Origin of the sequence: Hyphomicrobium sp. DY-1, assembly GCF_047497105.1 — a bacterium.
GTDB lineage: Bacteria > Pseudomonadota > Alphaproteobacteria > Rhizobiales > Hyphomicrobiaceae > Hyphomicrobium_B.
The window spans coordinates 955461-969932 of record NZ_CP134870.1 but is presented as its reverse complement, the minus strand read 5'-3'; the positions used below and the strand labels follow the sequence as shown (position 1 = coordinate 969932).

The following is a 14472-nucleotide window of genomic DNA, read 5'->3' as shown; positions in this document are numbered from 1 at the left end:
AGGCCGGGCCAAGCTATGTTCGAGGACGTTGACGGCGACTTCGTCGAGCGCCACGCCGTCATGGGTTGAACTCACGACGGCTTTCGGTTCATGTCCTGCAAGGACTTCGGTGGAGGACGCTGGTGAAGAGCACGTTGGTCTCGGAGCAGGAACGCGTGCGCAAGCTCGAGAACGTTGAGAAATTGAAGAGCGATGACTTAATGGACGTCGCGCACCACCTGCGACAGGTGCTCGACGACAGACCAGACGAGTTTCTTACGATCGCGAAGCAACTCGGCATCGCCAGGCGCAAGGCATATTATTATGTCGAGATCGATCGGGCCTTCACGGAGCTCAAGGTGGATAGCCGTCGCTTGAACCGGATCGGCTGGACCAAGCTGCGTCTCATCTCACCACATATTAACGTTCGCAACTGCGAGCGGCTCCTGAAGCTCGCCGAGGAAAATTCGACCTACGGTCTTGCCCGTCTCGTGAATAATGACGGGGCAGATCCAGGTGCCAAGGTGCATGCCGTGCTCCTTCATCTAACGCCGGAGCAATACGACGTCTTCCGGGACGTCCTCGAGGCTCACGGCGCCAAAGCTACAGGCGGTGGCCTTTCCGAGAAGGAGCAGGCCCTGACCAAGGCGCTCACGAAACTCCGAAAACGATAGGTCGCGAGCAGCAGTTGACATCGACGGCACGTCCGTGCAATTAAAGTGCACGGACGAGGGCCGGCACACCTTGTGGCATGTGCTGATCGGCGAGATCGGACATGGCACGTCGGCTCCCACCCAACTGAATAGCACTTAACTAGCCCAGAGTGTGAACTTAAAGTGCCCACGTTTTTGAACCGCTATAGCGGTCAGTCATCTCACTTCGGAATGTGTTTCGAGCGTTAAGCATGTCAGCCAGAGAGACGATCAACTCACGAGCTTTGAAAAAGCAGCTTCAGACGGCAACTAAGAATCGCCGCTCGAACAACCATGATGAGACGCGGATCAGCGCCGCGCTCCATGGCCAAGGTCGCAATGATCCGCAACCGGCGCTCACAACTGTCTTTAAGCCTATCAACTCGCTCCGTCCGTCGGCGAATAGGACGCGCGAGACGACAGCGCAGCTCCTCGAAAGCGTGATCCGATCCATCATGAAGTTTGGGATGGTGCTCCCGATCCTGATCGACAAGAACGGCACCATCGTTGCAGGGCACGTCCTGTGGGAAGCGGCGGTCCGGCTCGGCCTCGAGACAATCGAATGCCGGGTCGTCGACCATCTCAACCCGCTTGAGCTGGAGGCCCTCAGTCTCGCGCTCAATCGCATCGGTGAGATTGGCAAGTACAACCTCGATAAACTCCGCGACCGGATGATCACAATCGAGTCGCACGGGATCGAGCTGATCTCGACCGGCTTCACCTTGCCCGAGATCGATCAGATCAAGCTCGAGCCGCTTCCGAGCGAACGCAATTCTGAGGAAAGTGAAGGCGCGGCTGATACTGTCGTTGTGCCGATGAGCAGGGCCGGTGACCTGTTCCGTCTTGGCCGCCATCAGTTGCTCTGCGGTGATGCTCTTGATGAAGCGTCGTATAAGCGTGTGCTCAGCGGGAGCGCGGCGCACGCGGCCTTTTCCGATCCGCCCTACAACTGCAAGATCGAAGGTTTCGTCGGAGGTCTCGGCAAACACAAGCACGAAGACTTCGTCATGTTTGCGGGGAAGGAGAGCGAGGCCGAGTTTCGGCAGTTCCTAAGAACGTATCTCAGTCTTTGTCGGGCATCATTGTTACCGGGCGCTGTCCTCTTCGCCTGCATGGACTGGCGTCAGATCGAACTCTTGCTCGATGGGGGGCGTGAGGCCGGCCTGGATCGCATCAATGTCGCTGTCTGGAACAAAGGGTCGGGTGGCATGGGCGGGCTCTACAGATCGTGCCACGAGCTTGTCGCCGTGTTCTGCAACGGGAAGTCGCCGGCCACAAATAATGTGGCGTTGGGTGTTTTCGGGCGAGATCGCACCAACGTCTGGACCTATGCGGGCGCTAACCGGCGGGGATCGTCGGCCGCGCTGGCACTTGCCGACCATCCGACCCCGAAGCCTGTGGAACTTGTCATTGATGCGATCGTCGACGTGACCAATGTCGGCGAAGTGGTGCTCGACCCATTTTCGGGGTCGGGCACGACGATCATTGCCGGCGAGCGCTGTGATCGCGAGGCCCGCTGCATCGAACTCGATCCCAAGTATGTCGATCGTGCGATCCGGCGCTGGGAACGACTGACCGGCGATCGCGCCGTGCATGTCGAGACGGGTTTGACCTTCGCGGAACTCGTCGAACAACGTACTGACGACGGGCAGGGCAGCCATGAGTGAGGAGAAGAAGCCTCCGAAGTCCTCGAAGTGGGGCAAAGGCAAAACCGACCCCGAGAGCTGGTGGAAGAAGGGCGGCCAATCACCCAACCCGAAAGGCCGACCCAAAGGGTCGAAGAACCAGAAGACGCTCTACCAGGAGGCATTCGGAGAAAAAGTCACCGTCACCATGGACGGTAAACAGAAGACCATGTCAAAGAAAGAACTGGGCTACCATCAGGTCGCCCAGCAAGCCGCTGCAGGCAACCTAAAGGCTTTTCAGATCCAGAAAGAGCTCGACGAGAGGTACGACCCGCCGGAGGCCGCGCCGCCATCGCCAGATGAGTCCGCCGCGGATTTTGCGACGCTCGATGCGTGGATCGAGCTTCGCGAGAAATTTCACGTCTTCAAGAAAAAGGATGATGTCGATGGCTGACCCGTTCGAGCTGCGAAGGATCGTCGATGACTTGTGTCGCCGCGAGTTCCGTTCCTTCGCGATCCGGGCCTTTCCAGTGCTCGAAGGAGGAATGCTCGAGCTGTCTCATCACATCAGCATCATCTGTCGGTTGCTCGAGAAGGTTTATGATGGCGAGGTCCCCCGCGCCCTGGTTTGCATTCCACCACGCTATCTGAAGACCTATCTGATTTCGATCGCCTACACAGCGTGGCTGCTCGGCAGGAACCCTAAAACACGCATCGTTTGCGCATCCTATGCAGCATCGCTCGCCGAGAAGTTCAGCGGAGACACGTTGAAGCTGATGCGATCTCCTTTTTATCGGCGACTGTTTCCAGGGACGATTCTGGATCCCAAACAGCAGAACAAGACCGAGGTTGGCACAACCGCGGGGGGATATCGTCTCGCAACGTCCGTCGGCGGCACGGTGACTGGCCGCGGCGCGCATTTTTTTATCGCCGACGATTTGCTCAAGGCCAGCGAGGCGCATTCGCCGACGGCTCGGGAGAACTGCATCAACTGGTTCAACTCGACGATTCACAGCCGCTTCGACAAACCGAAAAAGCGCAGGATCATTGTTGTCGGACAGAGACTTCATGCCGAGGATCTGCCGGGCCATCTCATCGCGAAAAGCGGCTGGGAAGAATTGATCCTGCCGGCGATCCACTCCGAAAAGAAAATATACGACGTTGTCGCCGGAGGATGGAACGTGTGGCTCGGCCCGGGGCACATTCTTCAGCGTTCCCGGCACGACAAGGAGGATCTTGAGCAGCTCAAGAAAGACATGGGCGAGCATGATTTTGAAGCCCAGTATAATCAGCGCCCGTTGCCGCCGGGCGGCTATATCTTCAAGAATGCCTGGGTGAAGCGCTATCAGAAAGCTCCTGGTCCAGCGAAAGTTGAAGCAGTGATCCAATCGTGGGACACTGCCTATCAAGGTGACGAAACCAACTCCTACACGGTCTGCACGACCTGGGCGAAGTGTCCCGACGGGTATTATTTGCTCGACCTCTGGCGCGACCGCCCCAACTTCGTGGACCTCGTCAATCAGGTCAAAGTCCAGAAAGAGAAGTGGAACGCCAAGCTGGTCATCGTCGAGAAAAAGGCCAGCGGCATCAGTCTCATCGAGTACTTCAATAAAACGGGCAACCAGCCGTGGCTGCTCTCGCGGGACCCTGAAAAGGGTAAGGTCGAGCGCGCGCAGGAGCAGACAGTGAAGTTTGAGCAGGGCCTCGTCTGGCTACCTGTCGAAGCGCCGTGGCTGGCAACTTATGAGGCCGAGATCTTCCAGTTCCCACATTGCAAGTTCGACGATCAGGTTGACTCGACTGTCCAATTTCTTGGTTCTACGGGTTTCGCGCTCTTTCGTAGCCGACTTCGTTCGCTGGTTTGACAGCCATCCTTCGCTCAATTGCGCACTCGCCATTGGCCGAAGACGACCCTCGACTTCTGCCGATCGGGTCGCTGTAATTTGATACAGGCTCGACCGCTCGATGGCTGCCAATTACCCTAAAGACATAGGGGCCTCGAACTCGATCCACGCTATGTCGACGTCTTCCTGCGCCGCTATCACGAGGTCTCAGGCGAGCAACGAATTCTGCACGATACCGGGGAAACGTTCCAGAAGCTAGTGTTCCGTCCCGGACACAGGATTCCCACGGCCTGGCAAATCAGTCATTCTCGGGGACATGCGAGCAAACATATCCTTCAAGGTGAGCGCGGCTGAGCGGGAGCGCCTGCAGCGCCTGGTAGCGGATCGCAACACGCCAGCGAAAGTCGTATGGCGCGCCAAGATCATCCTTGGCTCCGCGGATGGCTTGGGCACGATGGCGATCATGCGCGTGTCAACGCCGGAGCGATAGTGCAGCGGCTGGCCGGAGTAAAAGTGCAGCAGGGATGCGCAAGCAGGAAGGCCCCCTCGAGGGGGCCTTCCTGCTTGCGGCGCGTCATTCATGAGGAACGGCATCCGTCGGGTTGTCGGCCCGGTTGCGGCGTGACCGGCGCTTGGAGTGGGCGAGCCTGAAGCTGTCGCCGTTCATCTCCAGGATGTGGACGTGGTGCGTCAGGCGGTCGAGCAGCGCCCCGGTCAAGCGCTCCGAACCGAACACGGATGTCCACTCGTCGAACGGCAGGTTGCTGGTGACCAATGTGCTGCCGCACTCGTAGCGCTGCGAGAACACTTCGAACAGCAGCTCGGCGCCGGTCGGCGATAACGGCACGTAGCCGAGTTCATCGATGATCAGCAGCTTATAAGCCGCCAGCTGACGCTGCAGCCGCAACAGGCGTTTCTCATCACGTGCCTCAAGCAGTTCGTGGACGAGGGCCGACGCCGTGATGAAGCCGACGGATAGGCCCTTCTGGCAAGCCGCCAAGCCGAGCCCAAGCGCAACGTGGCTCTTGCCCGTGCCACTGTTGCCGACCGCGATAATATTCTCGCGGCGCTCGACGTAATCCGATCGCGCCAACTCCAGAACCAGCATTTTGTTCAGCGACGGCAGCGCCAGGAAGTCGAAGCTATCGAGGCTTTTGACGGTCGGGAACTTCGCCGCCTTGATCCGGCGCTCGACCATGCGCCGTTCGCGATCGATCATTTCCATCTCGGACAACCGCATCAGATAGCGCGCATGATCGACGCCCTCGGTGGCGCACAGACGGGCAACCTTGTCGTACTCGCGCAGGAACGTCGGCAGCTTCAGCGCCTTCAGATGGTGGGCGAGTAGGATCTGTGGTGTATCGGTCATGCCGCCACCTCAGCCAACAGCTCCATGTACGACCGCGCCGACGTCGTGGCCACGGTCGCTTTGGGCAGATACGGATAGATCGTCATGTCGAGCCGTGGCGGACGCCGCTCGATACGACACAGCACCAGATGCTTCACGGCATCGTATCCGATCGCCCCGCGTGCAATCGCATCGCCAACGCCGGCGGCCACGTCTTCGATCTTGAAGATCTCCATCAGCCGCAACACCTGCACGAACTCGCGCTTTCCCTTTTTGCCCATACGGGCTTCGAGTAGCCGTCGCAGGGTCGCGAACGCATTCGGCAGCTTCCAATCGGCCAACGGTGCGGCCTGGTCGAGCGCATTGGTCTTCTGCTCGATCAACGCCAGATAATGCAGAGGATTGAACACGAAGTCCTCGCGCTCATACGAACGGGGATGTCGCGCAATCACCTCGGCACCGCAGGCGATGACGACCTCGTGGACATAGCCCCGGATCAGAACTTGTCTGTGCCCGAAGGCCGTCGGCACCGAGTAGTCGTTGCTGCGATAGCGCACCAGCGACAGCGAGTTGACGCTGCCTGGCCGTTTCTCACAAGCGTCATAGGGCGCCGGCAGCGGCTTCTGGAATGCAGCACGATCCCGTTCCAGCCGCTCGCCGATCGTGCCGTCATGGCCACGCAGCCGGTCGGCCAGACGCTTGCGGCACTTGTCCAGAAGATGCGCGTTCAACGCCTCGAAGCTCTCGAACACCGGAACCGGCACAAGGAAGTTGCGCCGCGCATAACCGACGAGTCCCTCGACCTTGCCCTTGTCGTTGCCTTTTCCGGGGCGACCGAACCGGTCCGTGAACAGGTAGTGCGATTGTAACTCGCTGAACACGCGCGTGCGCTGGCGGCGGCCACACCCAAGAATGCGGCCGACCGCGATCTTTGTGTTGTCGTAGAGGATCGACTGCGGCACGCCGCCGAAGAACTCGAACGCTTTGACGTGCCCGTCGCAGAACGCCTCTGTCGTCTCGGCCGGATACGCCACGACGAAGATCGCGTCAGAGTGCGGCAGATCCATAGCCAGATAATGGATCTTGCGCTCGACGCCGCCGATGACACCGAGCGCCTCGCCGAAGTCGGCCTGGGCATGGCCCGGCGGATGCACCAGCGGCACGAACATCTCTTGGCCGCGCTGGCGCCAACCCGCCACGTAATCCTTCACAATCGTGATCCGGCCCGTGAAGCCGTGCTCATCGCGAAGCCGCTCGAAAATGCGTTTGGAGGTATGCCGCTGCTTCTTCGGCCGATCCTTGTCAGCCTCCAGGATCGCATCAATGATACCAATGAACTCTTCGAGTTTCGGCCTGAACGGCGGCTTCTGGCGCACATACCCAGGCGGCACTGAGAACTTCAGCATCTTGGAAACGGTTCGGGCGTTGATCCCAAAACGCTCCGCTGCCGCTCGCCGGCTGATCCCCTCAATCTGCACCGCGTGACGGACCCGTGCGTAAAGCTCCACCGTCTTCATCCCCCGCCGCCCTCTGCCGACGCAGGCACAAGGCTTCGTTCTGCCGCACTTTTAGTCCGGCGCAGCCGAACAAATCAGCCGCTTCTGCGAGGTAGTATTGCTCCGGCTTTTACAGGACGAGGTGCTGCTCACAGCGACGGCGCAGAATTTGAGGCGACTGGCGAAGCTGCTCTGCCGATCGCCGCCCCGAGCCACGACGGCATGTGCCGCGTAAACGTCCGGTGGCGTCAGGAGTTGGTGCGCATAAGTCGATGCGGCCGCTCTGGAGCGAGGGCGGAACAGAAAGGCCGCTCAAAAATCAAATCTGAGTGGTCGCGCCCGAGCAGACGGGTTTTGCAACACATTCTGAATAACTCCGGACATGGAAGCCATCAACACTGGCCGCCAAGGCTTGTTGGATGCGCAGTTTATGTCAACGCGACGGCAGGAGCCTTTTCGAGAGGGACCGCTGAGCTTCTCGTCCTCGACCTCGGAACCTGGACAGGGATTTGCATTTATCTTGCTGTCTCCGACCGGACGCCGCGCGCGTTTTTGTTTCAAATGGCTGGGTTCAGCGCGGCAGTCATCAGCGTTCCCTACCTCGACGATCCCGGCAACATCTTCATGGCCACGATTTCGCGTGTCGAGGAAATGAAGGTCGCTATCTTGGCGGTTACGCTCGCTTTTGGATTTTCACCCACAAGATTTTAAAATGCCGACATTTTTTTGGTAAGCTTCTGTTGGCAATCCACTCAAACTCTCACGCCTAAAGGGGGCCGCGCTACGACTTCCGAAGGAGTCTACATCAAGCAAAGTCAAGCGTCGCGTGCCCCAATCAAGCGAAAACCGCTCTAGGGTCCAGACTCAATTGAGCCAATATGCGACGAGAGCGGCGAGATGAACAGCGGCCAAGAAATTCCGGGCGAGCTTGTCATATCGCGTGGCGATGCGGCGGAAGTCCTTAAGCCTGCAAAAGCAGCGTTCGATGACATTTCGGCCTTTGTAGGCGCGTTTGTTGAAGCGATGGATGACGACACGGTTAGATTTATTGGGGATTACGGGCTTGGCGCCGCGACGAACGATTTCGCCGCGAAAGTTGTCGCCGTCATACCCTTTGTCGGCGAGGAGCGCGCGCATGGGTGGCGCGAGCGCCAGGACATCGGGCGCCGCAGCGATATCGGCATCCTGGCCTGGAGTCAGATGCAGGACGACCGGCCGGCAGAGCGGATCGCTCAGCGCATGGATTTTTGTCGTGCGGCCTCCGCGCGAGCGGCCAATTGCTTGGTTGTGCTCCCCCCTTTTCCGCCGGAGGCACACCGGTGAGCTTTAATCGAGGTCGAGTCGAGCGACAGCACAACGCCGTCTTCGCCAGGCTTGGCCAGCGCTTCGAAGATTGCGCACCATCGTCCTCGCTTGGCCCAGCGATTGAAGCGATTGTAGATCGTCGTGTAAGGGCCGTATTCACGCGGACAATCGCGCCATCGTGCACCCGATTGCAGCATGTGAATGATGCCGCTGATGATGCGCCGATCGTCGTCCCGATCCGGCCCCGTCAGTCCCGTCGGCAGATGCGGTTCGATACGCGCCCATTGCCTGTCATTCAGCCAAAACACACCAGCGCGCATTCTCTCGCCCCCGAATCAAAAACACGTAGGCAAGAGAATCACGTGGCGCTATTTAGGGAACCTCTGAATAGCACGCTCGGCCAGGGGCGGCAGTGACGTTCATCGCGCTTTTTGGGGGCGTTCGAGCAGCTGGCAGATGCCGCTACGGCGCCGTTCGGCCCGCATTCCTCGCTCAAGCAGACGCAAGTCGACTGCGAGCGAGGTAGAGATTGGCGAGCGCGAAGAGCGCGAACACCTGTGCGCCGTTCTTGGCGATGCCGCGGTAGCGCACTTTGCGATAGCCGAACTGGCATTTCAGGACACGGAAGACGTGCTCGACCTTTGCGCGCACCTTGCCGAAGCGGCGGTTCCTCGCGCGCTGGCGCTGCGTGAGATCGCGGCCGGGCTTCGCCTTCTCCTTCACCGCCCAGAGCACACCGGCGTCTTCGGCAGCGCGCTTCTTCTCCTCACTCGCGTAGCCTTTGTCGCCGTAGACCGCGGTGTCGTCCTCGCGGATCAGGTTGGCCATCACCTTCGCATCGTGAACCTTGCCCGTCGTCACGCCGGCCGTGTGCACGAGCCCGCTTTCCGCATCGACGCCGATGTGCGCCTTCATGCCGAAGTACCACTGGTTTCCCTTCTTCGACGATGACATGGCGGGATCGCGCTTCTGCTCCTTGTTCTTCGTCGAGGATGAGGCGGCGATCAGCGTCGCGTCGACGATGGTGCCGCCGCGCAGCAACTCGCCCTTGGCCGCGAGGTGCTCGGCCACGCTCTCGAAGATCGCCTTCGTCAGCTCGTGCCGTTCGAGCAGATGGCGGAAGTTGAGGATCGTCGTCTCGTCGGGGATCGCATCGCGGCCGAGTTCGAGACCGGCGAACGCGCGCATCGATTGGATGTCGTAAAGCGTCTCCTCGGCGCCAGGGTCGGAGAGGTTGTACCACTGCTGCAGGCAGTAGATGCGCAGCATCGTCGGCAGCGGGAACGGGCGGCGCCCGCCCTGCGGGCCAAGCTTGGGATAGTGCGGCTCGATCAGCGCTTCGAGCTGGGCCCACGGCACCACGGCCGACATCTCGGCCAGGAATACATCTCGCTTCGTGCGCTTCTTCTTCGCTGCAAACTCGAGCGATGCAAAGCTCAACTGGTCAGCCATCCGTTGCCCCCTCGAATCAATGACCTCAGTGTGCCATGGCCGAGCGTGCTATTCAGAGGTTCCCTAAATAGCGCCACGTGATTCTCTTGCCTACGTGTTTTTGATTCGGGGGCGAGAGAATGCGCGCTGGTGTGTTTTGGCTGAATGACAGGCAATGGGCGCGTATCGAACCGCATCTGCCGACGGGACTGACGGGGCCGGATCGGGACGACGATCGGCGCATCATCAGCGGCATCATTCACATGCTGCAATCGGGTGCACGATGGCGCGATTGTCCGCGTGAATACGGCCCTTACACGACGATCTACAATCGCTTCAATCGCTGGGCCAAGCGAGGACGATGGTGCGCAATCTTCGAAGCGCTGGCCAAGCCTGGCGAAGACGGCGTTGTGCTGTCGCTCGACTCGACCTCGATTAAAGCTCACCGGTGTGCCTCCGGCGGAAAAGGGGGGAGCACAACCAAGCAATTGGCCGCTCGCGCGGAGGCCGCACGACAAAAATCCATGCGCTGAGCGATCCGCTCTGCCGGCCGGTCGTCCTGCATCTGACTCCAGGCCAGGATGCCGATATCGCTGCGGCGCCCGATGTCCTGGCGCTCGCGCCACCCATGCGCGCGCTCCTCGCCGACAAAGGGTATGACGGCGACAACTTTCGCGGCGAAATCGTTCGTCGCGGCGCCAAGCCCGTAATCCCCAATAAATCTAACCGTGTCGTCATCCATCGCTTCAACAAACGCGCCTACAAAGGCCGAAATGTCATCGAACGCTGCTTTTGCAGGCTTAAGGACTTCCGCCGCATCGCCACGCGATATGACAAGCTCGCCCGGAATTTCTTGGCCGCTGTTCATCTCGCCGCTCTCGTCGCATATTGGCTCAATTGAGTCTGGACCCTAGAGCTTCAATGAATTCTGCTCCGCGCTGGGGTGGAATGACGAACTGGCCATTGGGCTTGCGCATATCGGAGGCGAGCTTGGCCAAAAACTTGTTGTAGGAAACGCCCGCTGAAGCCGTGAGGCCGGTCTCGGAGAAGATCCTAGAGCGAATTTCGGTGGCAGTATCGGCAGCCGTGGGCAGGCCACGCAAGTTTTCCGTCACGTCGAGATAGGCCTCGTCGAGGGAGAGCGGCTCAAAGACCGGCGTATATTCGGCGAAGATTTCCCGGATCTGTCGGGTCTCGACACAGATCGCGGCAAGACCCATCTCAACGAGGCCTGCATAAATCCATTGGGATAGTGGTCCGGCCTCCAACCCGACGCGCTCAAACGGTTGATCGAGTTCGCGCAGCCGTTCGGCAATAGCGTCCGGAGCGCTCTCAACCGTCGTTTCGAGGAGAATCTGACCATTCGCGTCGAGGACACAAATAGCGGTCGTCTTCACCGAGATATTCGAGACCAGCAAACAGTGACATGACGGCTCCTTCAATATGGAATGTCGGAGCTGCCATCTCACGCCACAATCGGCGGCGGGGCGAGGGGGAGCCCGAATACCCCATCTAAGCCCCGCACGCCGACGCGTTTGCATTGAGCATGTTCGACACGAACTCCACGTCTCCGAGCGTCGCGCCTGTGCGGCGCTCGGTCAGCATCGCTCGACGCAACGCAAGGTGCCGATCGGCCGCGACGATGAAGAGCGGCTGACCGCCGACATTATCGAACTGGCCCGCCAATATGGCCGTTACGGCTATCGCAAGATCGCCGCATTGCTGAGAGATGCGGGCTGGCTCGTGAATGACAAGCGGGTTGAACGGATCTGGCGACGCCACATTCGGTCTGACTACGGCCCCGAGTTCATCGCCAAGGCACTGCGCGAATGGACACTCTTAAAGAGGCCAGGATCATCATCGAGAGTTGGAGACGCCACTACAACCGCGCATCAGAACACCCATCTTGCTATGTGATTGAAGAGAAGAGGCTTTGTTGGCCGGGATGCGATCCCGTGGGGTATCTCGGGTTCTGTCGTGCCCGTTCGATGATTGATCGGGCGGCTGATGTCGTGAGCGCGGTGCGGGCGAAGATCCACGGTCCGTCAGGAAGAGGATGGATTGCCTCGATCTCTCCGGCTTCCGCAGCAAGCCGCAGCGTCTTGGGCGCAATCTGCAGAAGCTTCGCGGCGTTACTCAGGTTGAGCCATGGCTCAATCCCATCCTCGGCGGGCTTGAACACCGGGATGCGATAGTTCGAGCGCATCGATGTTACGCGCTCGCGGGTCCATCGGTTGCCATTGCCGGTCTTCAGACCATTGCGGTTGAGGATGCCTGCGATCAGGTCGTCATTGGCGATGAGCACGAGCTGGCGCACGGCGGTGGTCACATCGGCGGATGTGCTGTTCCGTTGACCGCGGCGACGCTTGGGCAGGCGCATCTCGCTGTGCACACCGCCAATCCAGTGAACGACGAGAACGATCTCGGCGGCTGCATCGTCGATATCGGCCACCACCTCATGGATGATGGTGCGCACGATGCGCTTCTTCAGCCGCGCATCGGTCGCTGGTGCAGACCAGACGGTCTTGAGGTTCGACGCCAGCAGACCGAGCGCGAGAGGATCGATGGCGGCAACGGGCGTGGCTGCATCATGCGCCGCGATCTTGGCTTCGACCTCCGCCACATGCGTGAGCGCCCTGTTCCAGCGCGCCTCCAGTTCGCCCGTGACCAGCCGATTGGCTGGATCGGCAGCATCGTATTGCCTGAAGGCGCGGTCAGCGGCGTAGCGCGTCGCTTCGAGGTCGCGGCCGAGGGCCTCGCGCACCTGATCCCGCCGCTGGCCGGCCTCCTTCTCGGCGGCCGTGGCGGCGGCGATCGCGCCGGGACCCACCACAGTCAGCAACGCATTCTCGATGGCATCGTCAACACGCAGACCGCCGAAGGCGATGCAGTGAGGGGCGCCATTGTCCATCCAGGCTCGGCTGCAGCTGTAGCGTGGGATGCCGTGCTTGGCGCCTGTGTACTTCAGCGTCAGCTTGCGCCCGCAGCGCTTGCAGCGGATCAGCCCGGCAAGGAGCGCGTCGCCATGCTTGGGCGCGCCGTGATGCCGGCCGGTGGGAACGTTGCTGCTGACCATTTTGCGGATCGCTTCCGCCCTCTCCCAGCTTACGTATCCTTCGTGCGCATTCGGCATCAGCGCCAGCCAATCAGTCCGCGCTTTGCGACGGACCTTCACGCTGACGCCATCGGCGCTGTATCCCGATGCTGCGGCAGTCTTACCATAGGCATAGGCCCCACCGTAGATCGGATTGTCGATCATCCGGTGGATGGTGGCGTAGTTGGGACGCCGCCAGGTCGTGTCCCCGTTGTTCTGCTTCACCGGCAAATCAAGATCGTGCTCATGGAACCAGCACAGCGCCTGCCGCGCGCTGCCAAGCTCCTGCACCTTGTCGAAGACCAGCGTGATCGCCTCCTGCACACGCCGGTCTGGATCCTTCTCGTAGCGGTCGCCGGCCTTCACGAAGCCTACCGGCGCGCTGACGACAAGCTCCCCTCGGCGCGCCTTCTCGTAGCGGGCGGACAGTGAGCGCTGGCGTAGGAGATCGAGTTCGTATTCGTTGAGGCTGCCCTTCAAGCCCAGGAGCAGCCGGTCATTCCCTTGTCTCGGCGCATAGATCGTCTCCTGATCGACCAGCACGGTGTCGACCACGCGACACATCTCGATCAGCTGTTGCCAGTCCCGGCTGTTGCGGGCGAAGCGCGAGACCTCGCGTGCGCAGACGGCGCCGACCTTGCCGAGGCAGACTTCGGCAACCATGCGCTCGAAGCCAGTGCGCTGCACGCCGCCGGCGGCGGAACGGCCAAGATCGTCATCAATGACCTCGATCTCCGACCAGCCGAGCGCCGTCAGGCGGTCTCGCATGGCGTACTGCAGCGCGCTGCTCTCGCGGTTGTGCAGCACCTGATGGGCCGAGGATTGCCGCACATAAAGTAGCGCCTTGCGCTCCAGGTGATGCGGCCGGACCTTGCCAGTGATCATGACCGGCCTCCATCCGCACGGCCGGGCCGCTGATCTGAGCGTGCTCCAGGATCAGCCGCGCCATCAGGCTGGTCAGCGTATCCCGCGTCTCCTGCGGCAGGTCCTGCCATGCCGGTATCTGCGTCGGCGTTACGCCGTCGAATAGGTCGATCTGCTGGCAGCGATCGCTTTGCTGAAGCCTTCGCCGGTCGGCCGGCATCGCTGGCGGTTGCACCGGGCTTCGCATGGTCATGGGCCTCTCCCCGATTCTGATCGTGAGAGGATATGGATGCGCCAGAATGCGACGCATTCGATGACGGCAGCGGCGGCTTCAATGCCTGCCGCAGAAGATCGGACAGCGCCGACAGCGCATCCATGCTGACAAAGGGCGATGCGCTCAGCCGCGTCGGATCGAAGCACCTCACCCGGTCGAACATCCAGGCCGGCACTTCCAGCCACCGGTCCGTCGCTGAGCCGCTCAACGTGCAGCGGAAGACGACGTCATCGGCCTTGTCGACCGCCTCGTGAATCGCCACTCGCATCCCGAACCATGGATGCCAATGATAAAGCACTTCTCGAAAAACGGTCCCGTGGGCGTTCTTAAATCTTGTTGTACAACACCGTCCGGCCACACTCATCGCTCCACTACAGGCCGCCGGCTCCGGAGGCCCTGCAATGGCCGGCTACGCAACCCGAACCAGCTTCGCCGGCCACTCCAGCATTGAAGCCAAGGCCGACGATGCATTAACATCCAAACTGGATCACCTCATGGGTCTGGCCAGTAGGGACGGGCG

The 14472-nt window shown here is 60.6% G+C and carries 13 protein-coding genes and 3 pseudogenes; 9 read left to right on the top strand and 7 right to left on the bottom strand.

Annotation, left to right across the window (positions count from 1 at the left end):
• The first annotated feature begins 122 nt into the window (after nt 1–122).
• From RLW41_RS04680 to RLW41_RS04660, 5 genes are all read left to right on the top strand, one after another.
• On the top strand, nt 123–653 hold the full coding sequence (locus tag RLW41_RS04680; protein ID WP_414463695.1) for a hypothetical protein: 531 nt from the start codon (nt 123–125) through the stop codon (nt 651–653).
• A gap of 230 nt (nt 654–883) precedes the next feature.
• Nucleotides 884–2338, top strand: a complete 1455-nt coding sequence (locus RLW41_RS04675) for a DNA methyltransferase (RefSeq protein WP_414463694.1) — start codon at nt 884–886, stop codon at nt 2336–2338.
• Nucleotides 2331–2750, top strand: a complete 420-nt coding sequence (locus RLW41_RS04670) for a DUF5681 domain-containing protein (RefSeq protein ID WP_414463693.1) — start codon at nt 2331–2333, stop codon at nt 2748–2750. Before RLW41_RS04675 ends, RLW41_RS04670 begins: the two co-directional genes overlap by 8 nt.
• Nucleotides 2743–4161, top strand: a complete 1419-nt coding sequence (gene terL / locus RLW41_RS04665) for a phage terminase large subunit (protein WP_414463692.1) — start codon at nt 2743–2745, stop codon at nt 4159–4161. The genes RLW41_RS04670 and terL overlap by 8 nt, the downstream gene beginning before the upstream one ends.
• Nucleotides 4162–4456: 295 nt before the next feature.
• Nucleotides 4457–4630 (top strand): hypothetical protein, encoded by a 174-nt coding sequence (locus tag RLW41_RS04660; protein ID WP_414463691.1) that lies wholly within the window; start codon nt 4457–4459, stop codon nt 4628–4630.
• 84 nt (nt 4631–4714) lie between these two features.
• Here RLW41_RS04660 and istB read toward each other — a convergent pair whose 3' ends face one another.
• Nucleotides 4715–5509, bottom strand: coding sequence for an IS21-like element helper ATPase IstB (istB, locus tag RLW41_RS04655; protein WP_414463690.1), 795 nt, complete (start codon nt 5507–5509; stop codon nt 4715–4717).
• A complete protein-coding gene (gene istA / locus RLW41_RS04650; protein WP_414463689.1) occupies nt 5506–7005 on the bottom strand; it encodes an IS21 family transposase in 1500 nt (499 codons plus the stop codon). Before istA ends, istB begins: the two co-directional genes overlap by 4 nt.
• Nucleotides 7006–7206: 201 nt before the next feature.
• Here istA and RLW41_RS04645 point away from each other — a divergent pair, with 201 nt between their 5' ends.
• Nucleotides 7207–7695: an FUSC family protein gene (locus tag RLW41_RS04645; protein ID WP_414463688.1), complete on the top strand. Its 489-nt coding sequence runs from the start codon at nt 7207–7209 to the stop codon at nt 7693–7695.
• Between the two features lie 153 nt (nt 7696–7848).
• On the opposite strand, the gene RLW41_RS04640 is transcribed toward RLW41_RS04645, so the two are convergent.
• A protein-coding gene (locus RLW41_RS04640; RefSeq protein ID WP_414463687.1) for an IS5 family transposase occupies nt 7849–8609 on the bottom strand; the annotation gives its coding sequence in 2 pieces (ribosomal slippage) (nt 7849–8270 and nt 8270–8609; 762 coding nt in all).
• A 172-nt stretch (nt 8610–8781) separates the two neighbouring features.
• On the bottom strand, nt 8782–9741 hold the full coding sequence (locus RLW41_RS04635; RefSeq protein WP_414463669.1) for an IS5 family transposase: 960 nt from the start codon (nt 9739–9741) through the stop codon (nt 8782–8784).
• A gap of 119 nt (nt 9742–9860) precedes the next feature.
• Between RLW41_RS04635 and RLW41_RS04630 the strand changes: the two genes are divergently transcribed.
• Nucleotides 9861–10621, top strand: a protein-coding gene (locus RLW41_RS04630) for an IS5 family transposase (protein WP_414463686.1) whose coding sequence is annotated in 2 segments (ribosomal slippage) — nt 9861–10217 and nt 10220–10621 — 759 coding nt in all. Because the reading frame shifts where the segments join, the coding sequence is not laid out codon by codon here.
• Between the two features lie 10 nt (nt 10622–10631).
• On the opposite strand, the pseudogene RLW41_RS04625 reads toward RLW41_RS04630, so the two are convergent.
• Nucleotides 10632–10913 (bottom strand): annotated as a pseudogene (locus RLW41_RS04625) (DNA polymerase IV); the annotation flags it as partial.
• Nucleotides 10914–11232: 319 nt separating this feature from the next.
• Here RLW41_RS04625 and RLW41_RS04620 point away from each other — a divergent pair.
• A pseudogene (locus tag RLW41_RS04620) lies at nt 11233–11499 on the top strand (IS3 family transposase); the annotation flags it as partial.
• 130 nt (nt 11500–11629) lie between these two features.
• Here RLW41_RS04620 and RLW41_RS04615 read toward each other — a convergent pair.
• Both RLW41_RS04615 and RLW41_RS04610 read right to left on the bottom strand, forming a co-directional pair.
• Entirely contained in the window at nt 11630–13699 is a 2070-nt protein-coding gene (locus RLW41_RS04615) for a recombinase family protein (RefSeq protein ID WP_414463685.1), read from the bottom strand.
• A complete protein-coding gene (locus RLW41_RS04610) occupies nt 13696–14214 on the bottom strand; it encodes a hypothetical protein (protein WP_414463684.1) in 519 nt (172 codons plus the stop codon). Before RLW41_RS04610 ends, RLW41_RS04615 begins: the two co-directional genes overlap by 4 nt.
• A 77-nt stretch (nt 14215–14291) precedes the next feature.
• Between RLW41_RS04610 and RLW41_RS04605 the strand changes: the two are divergent.
• A pseudogene (locus RLW41_RS04605) lies at nt 14292–14426 on the top strand (IS3 family transposase); the annotation flags it as partial.
• Nucleotides 14427–14472 lie beyond the last annotated feature (46 nt).

Bases quoted from the DNA above. Each gene is read 5' to 3' on its own strand.
- RLW41_RS04635 (WP_414463669.1), bottom strand. From the start codon at position 9,741: ATGGCTGACCAGTTGAGCTTTGCATCGCTCGAGTTTGCAGCGAAGAAG.
- RLW41_RS04615 (WP_414463685.1), bottom strand. From the start codon at position 13,699: ATGATCACTGGCAAGGTCCGGCCGCATCACCTGGAGCGCAAGGCGCTA.
- RLW41_RS04660 (WP_414463691.1), top strand. From the start codon at position 4,457: ATGCGAGCAAACATATCCTTCAAGGTGAGCGCGGCTGAGCGGGAGCGC.
- istB (WP_414463690.1), bottom strand. From the start codon at position 5,509: ATGACCGATACACCACAGATCCTACTCGCCCACCATCTGAAGGCGCTG.
- RLW41_RS04675 (WP_414463694.1), top strand. From the start codon at position 884: ATGTCAGCCAGAGAGACGATCAACTCACGAGCTTTGAAAAAGCAGCTT.
- terL (WP_414463692.1), top strand. From the start codon at position 2,743: ATGGCTGACCCGTTCGAGCTGCGAAGGATCGTCGATGACTTGTGTCGC.
- istA (WP_414463689.1), bottom strand. From the start codon at position 7,005: ATGAAGACGGTGGAGCTTTACGCACGGGTCCGTCACGCGGTGCAGATT.
- RLW41_RS04645 (WP_414463688.1), top strand. From the start codon at position 7,207: ATGTGCCGCGTAAACGTCCGGTGGCGTCAGGAGTTGGTGCGCATAAGT.
- RLW41_RS04670 (WP_414463693.1), top strand. From the start codon at position 2,331: ATGAGTGAGGAGAAGAAGCCTCCGAAGTCCTCGAAGTGGGGCAAAGGC.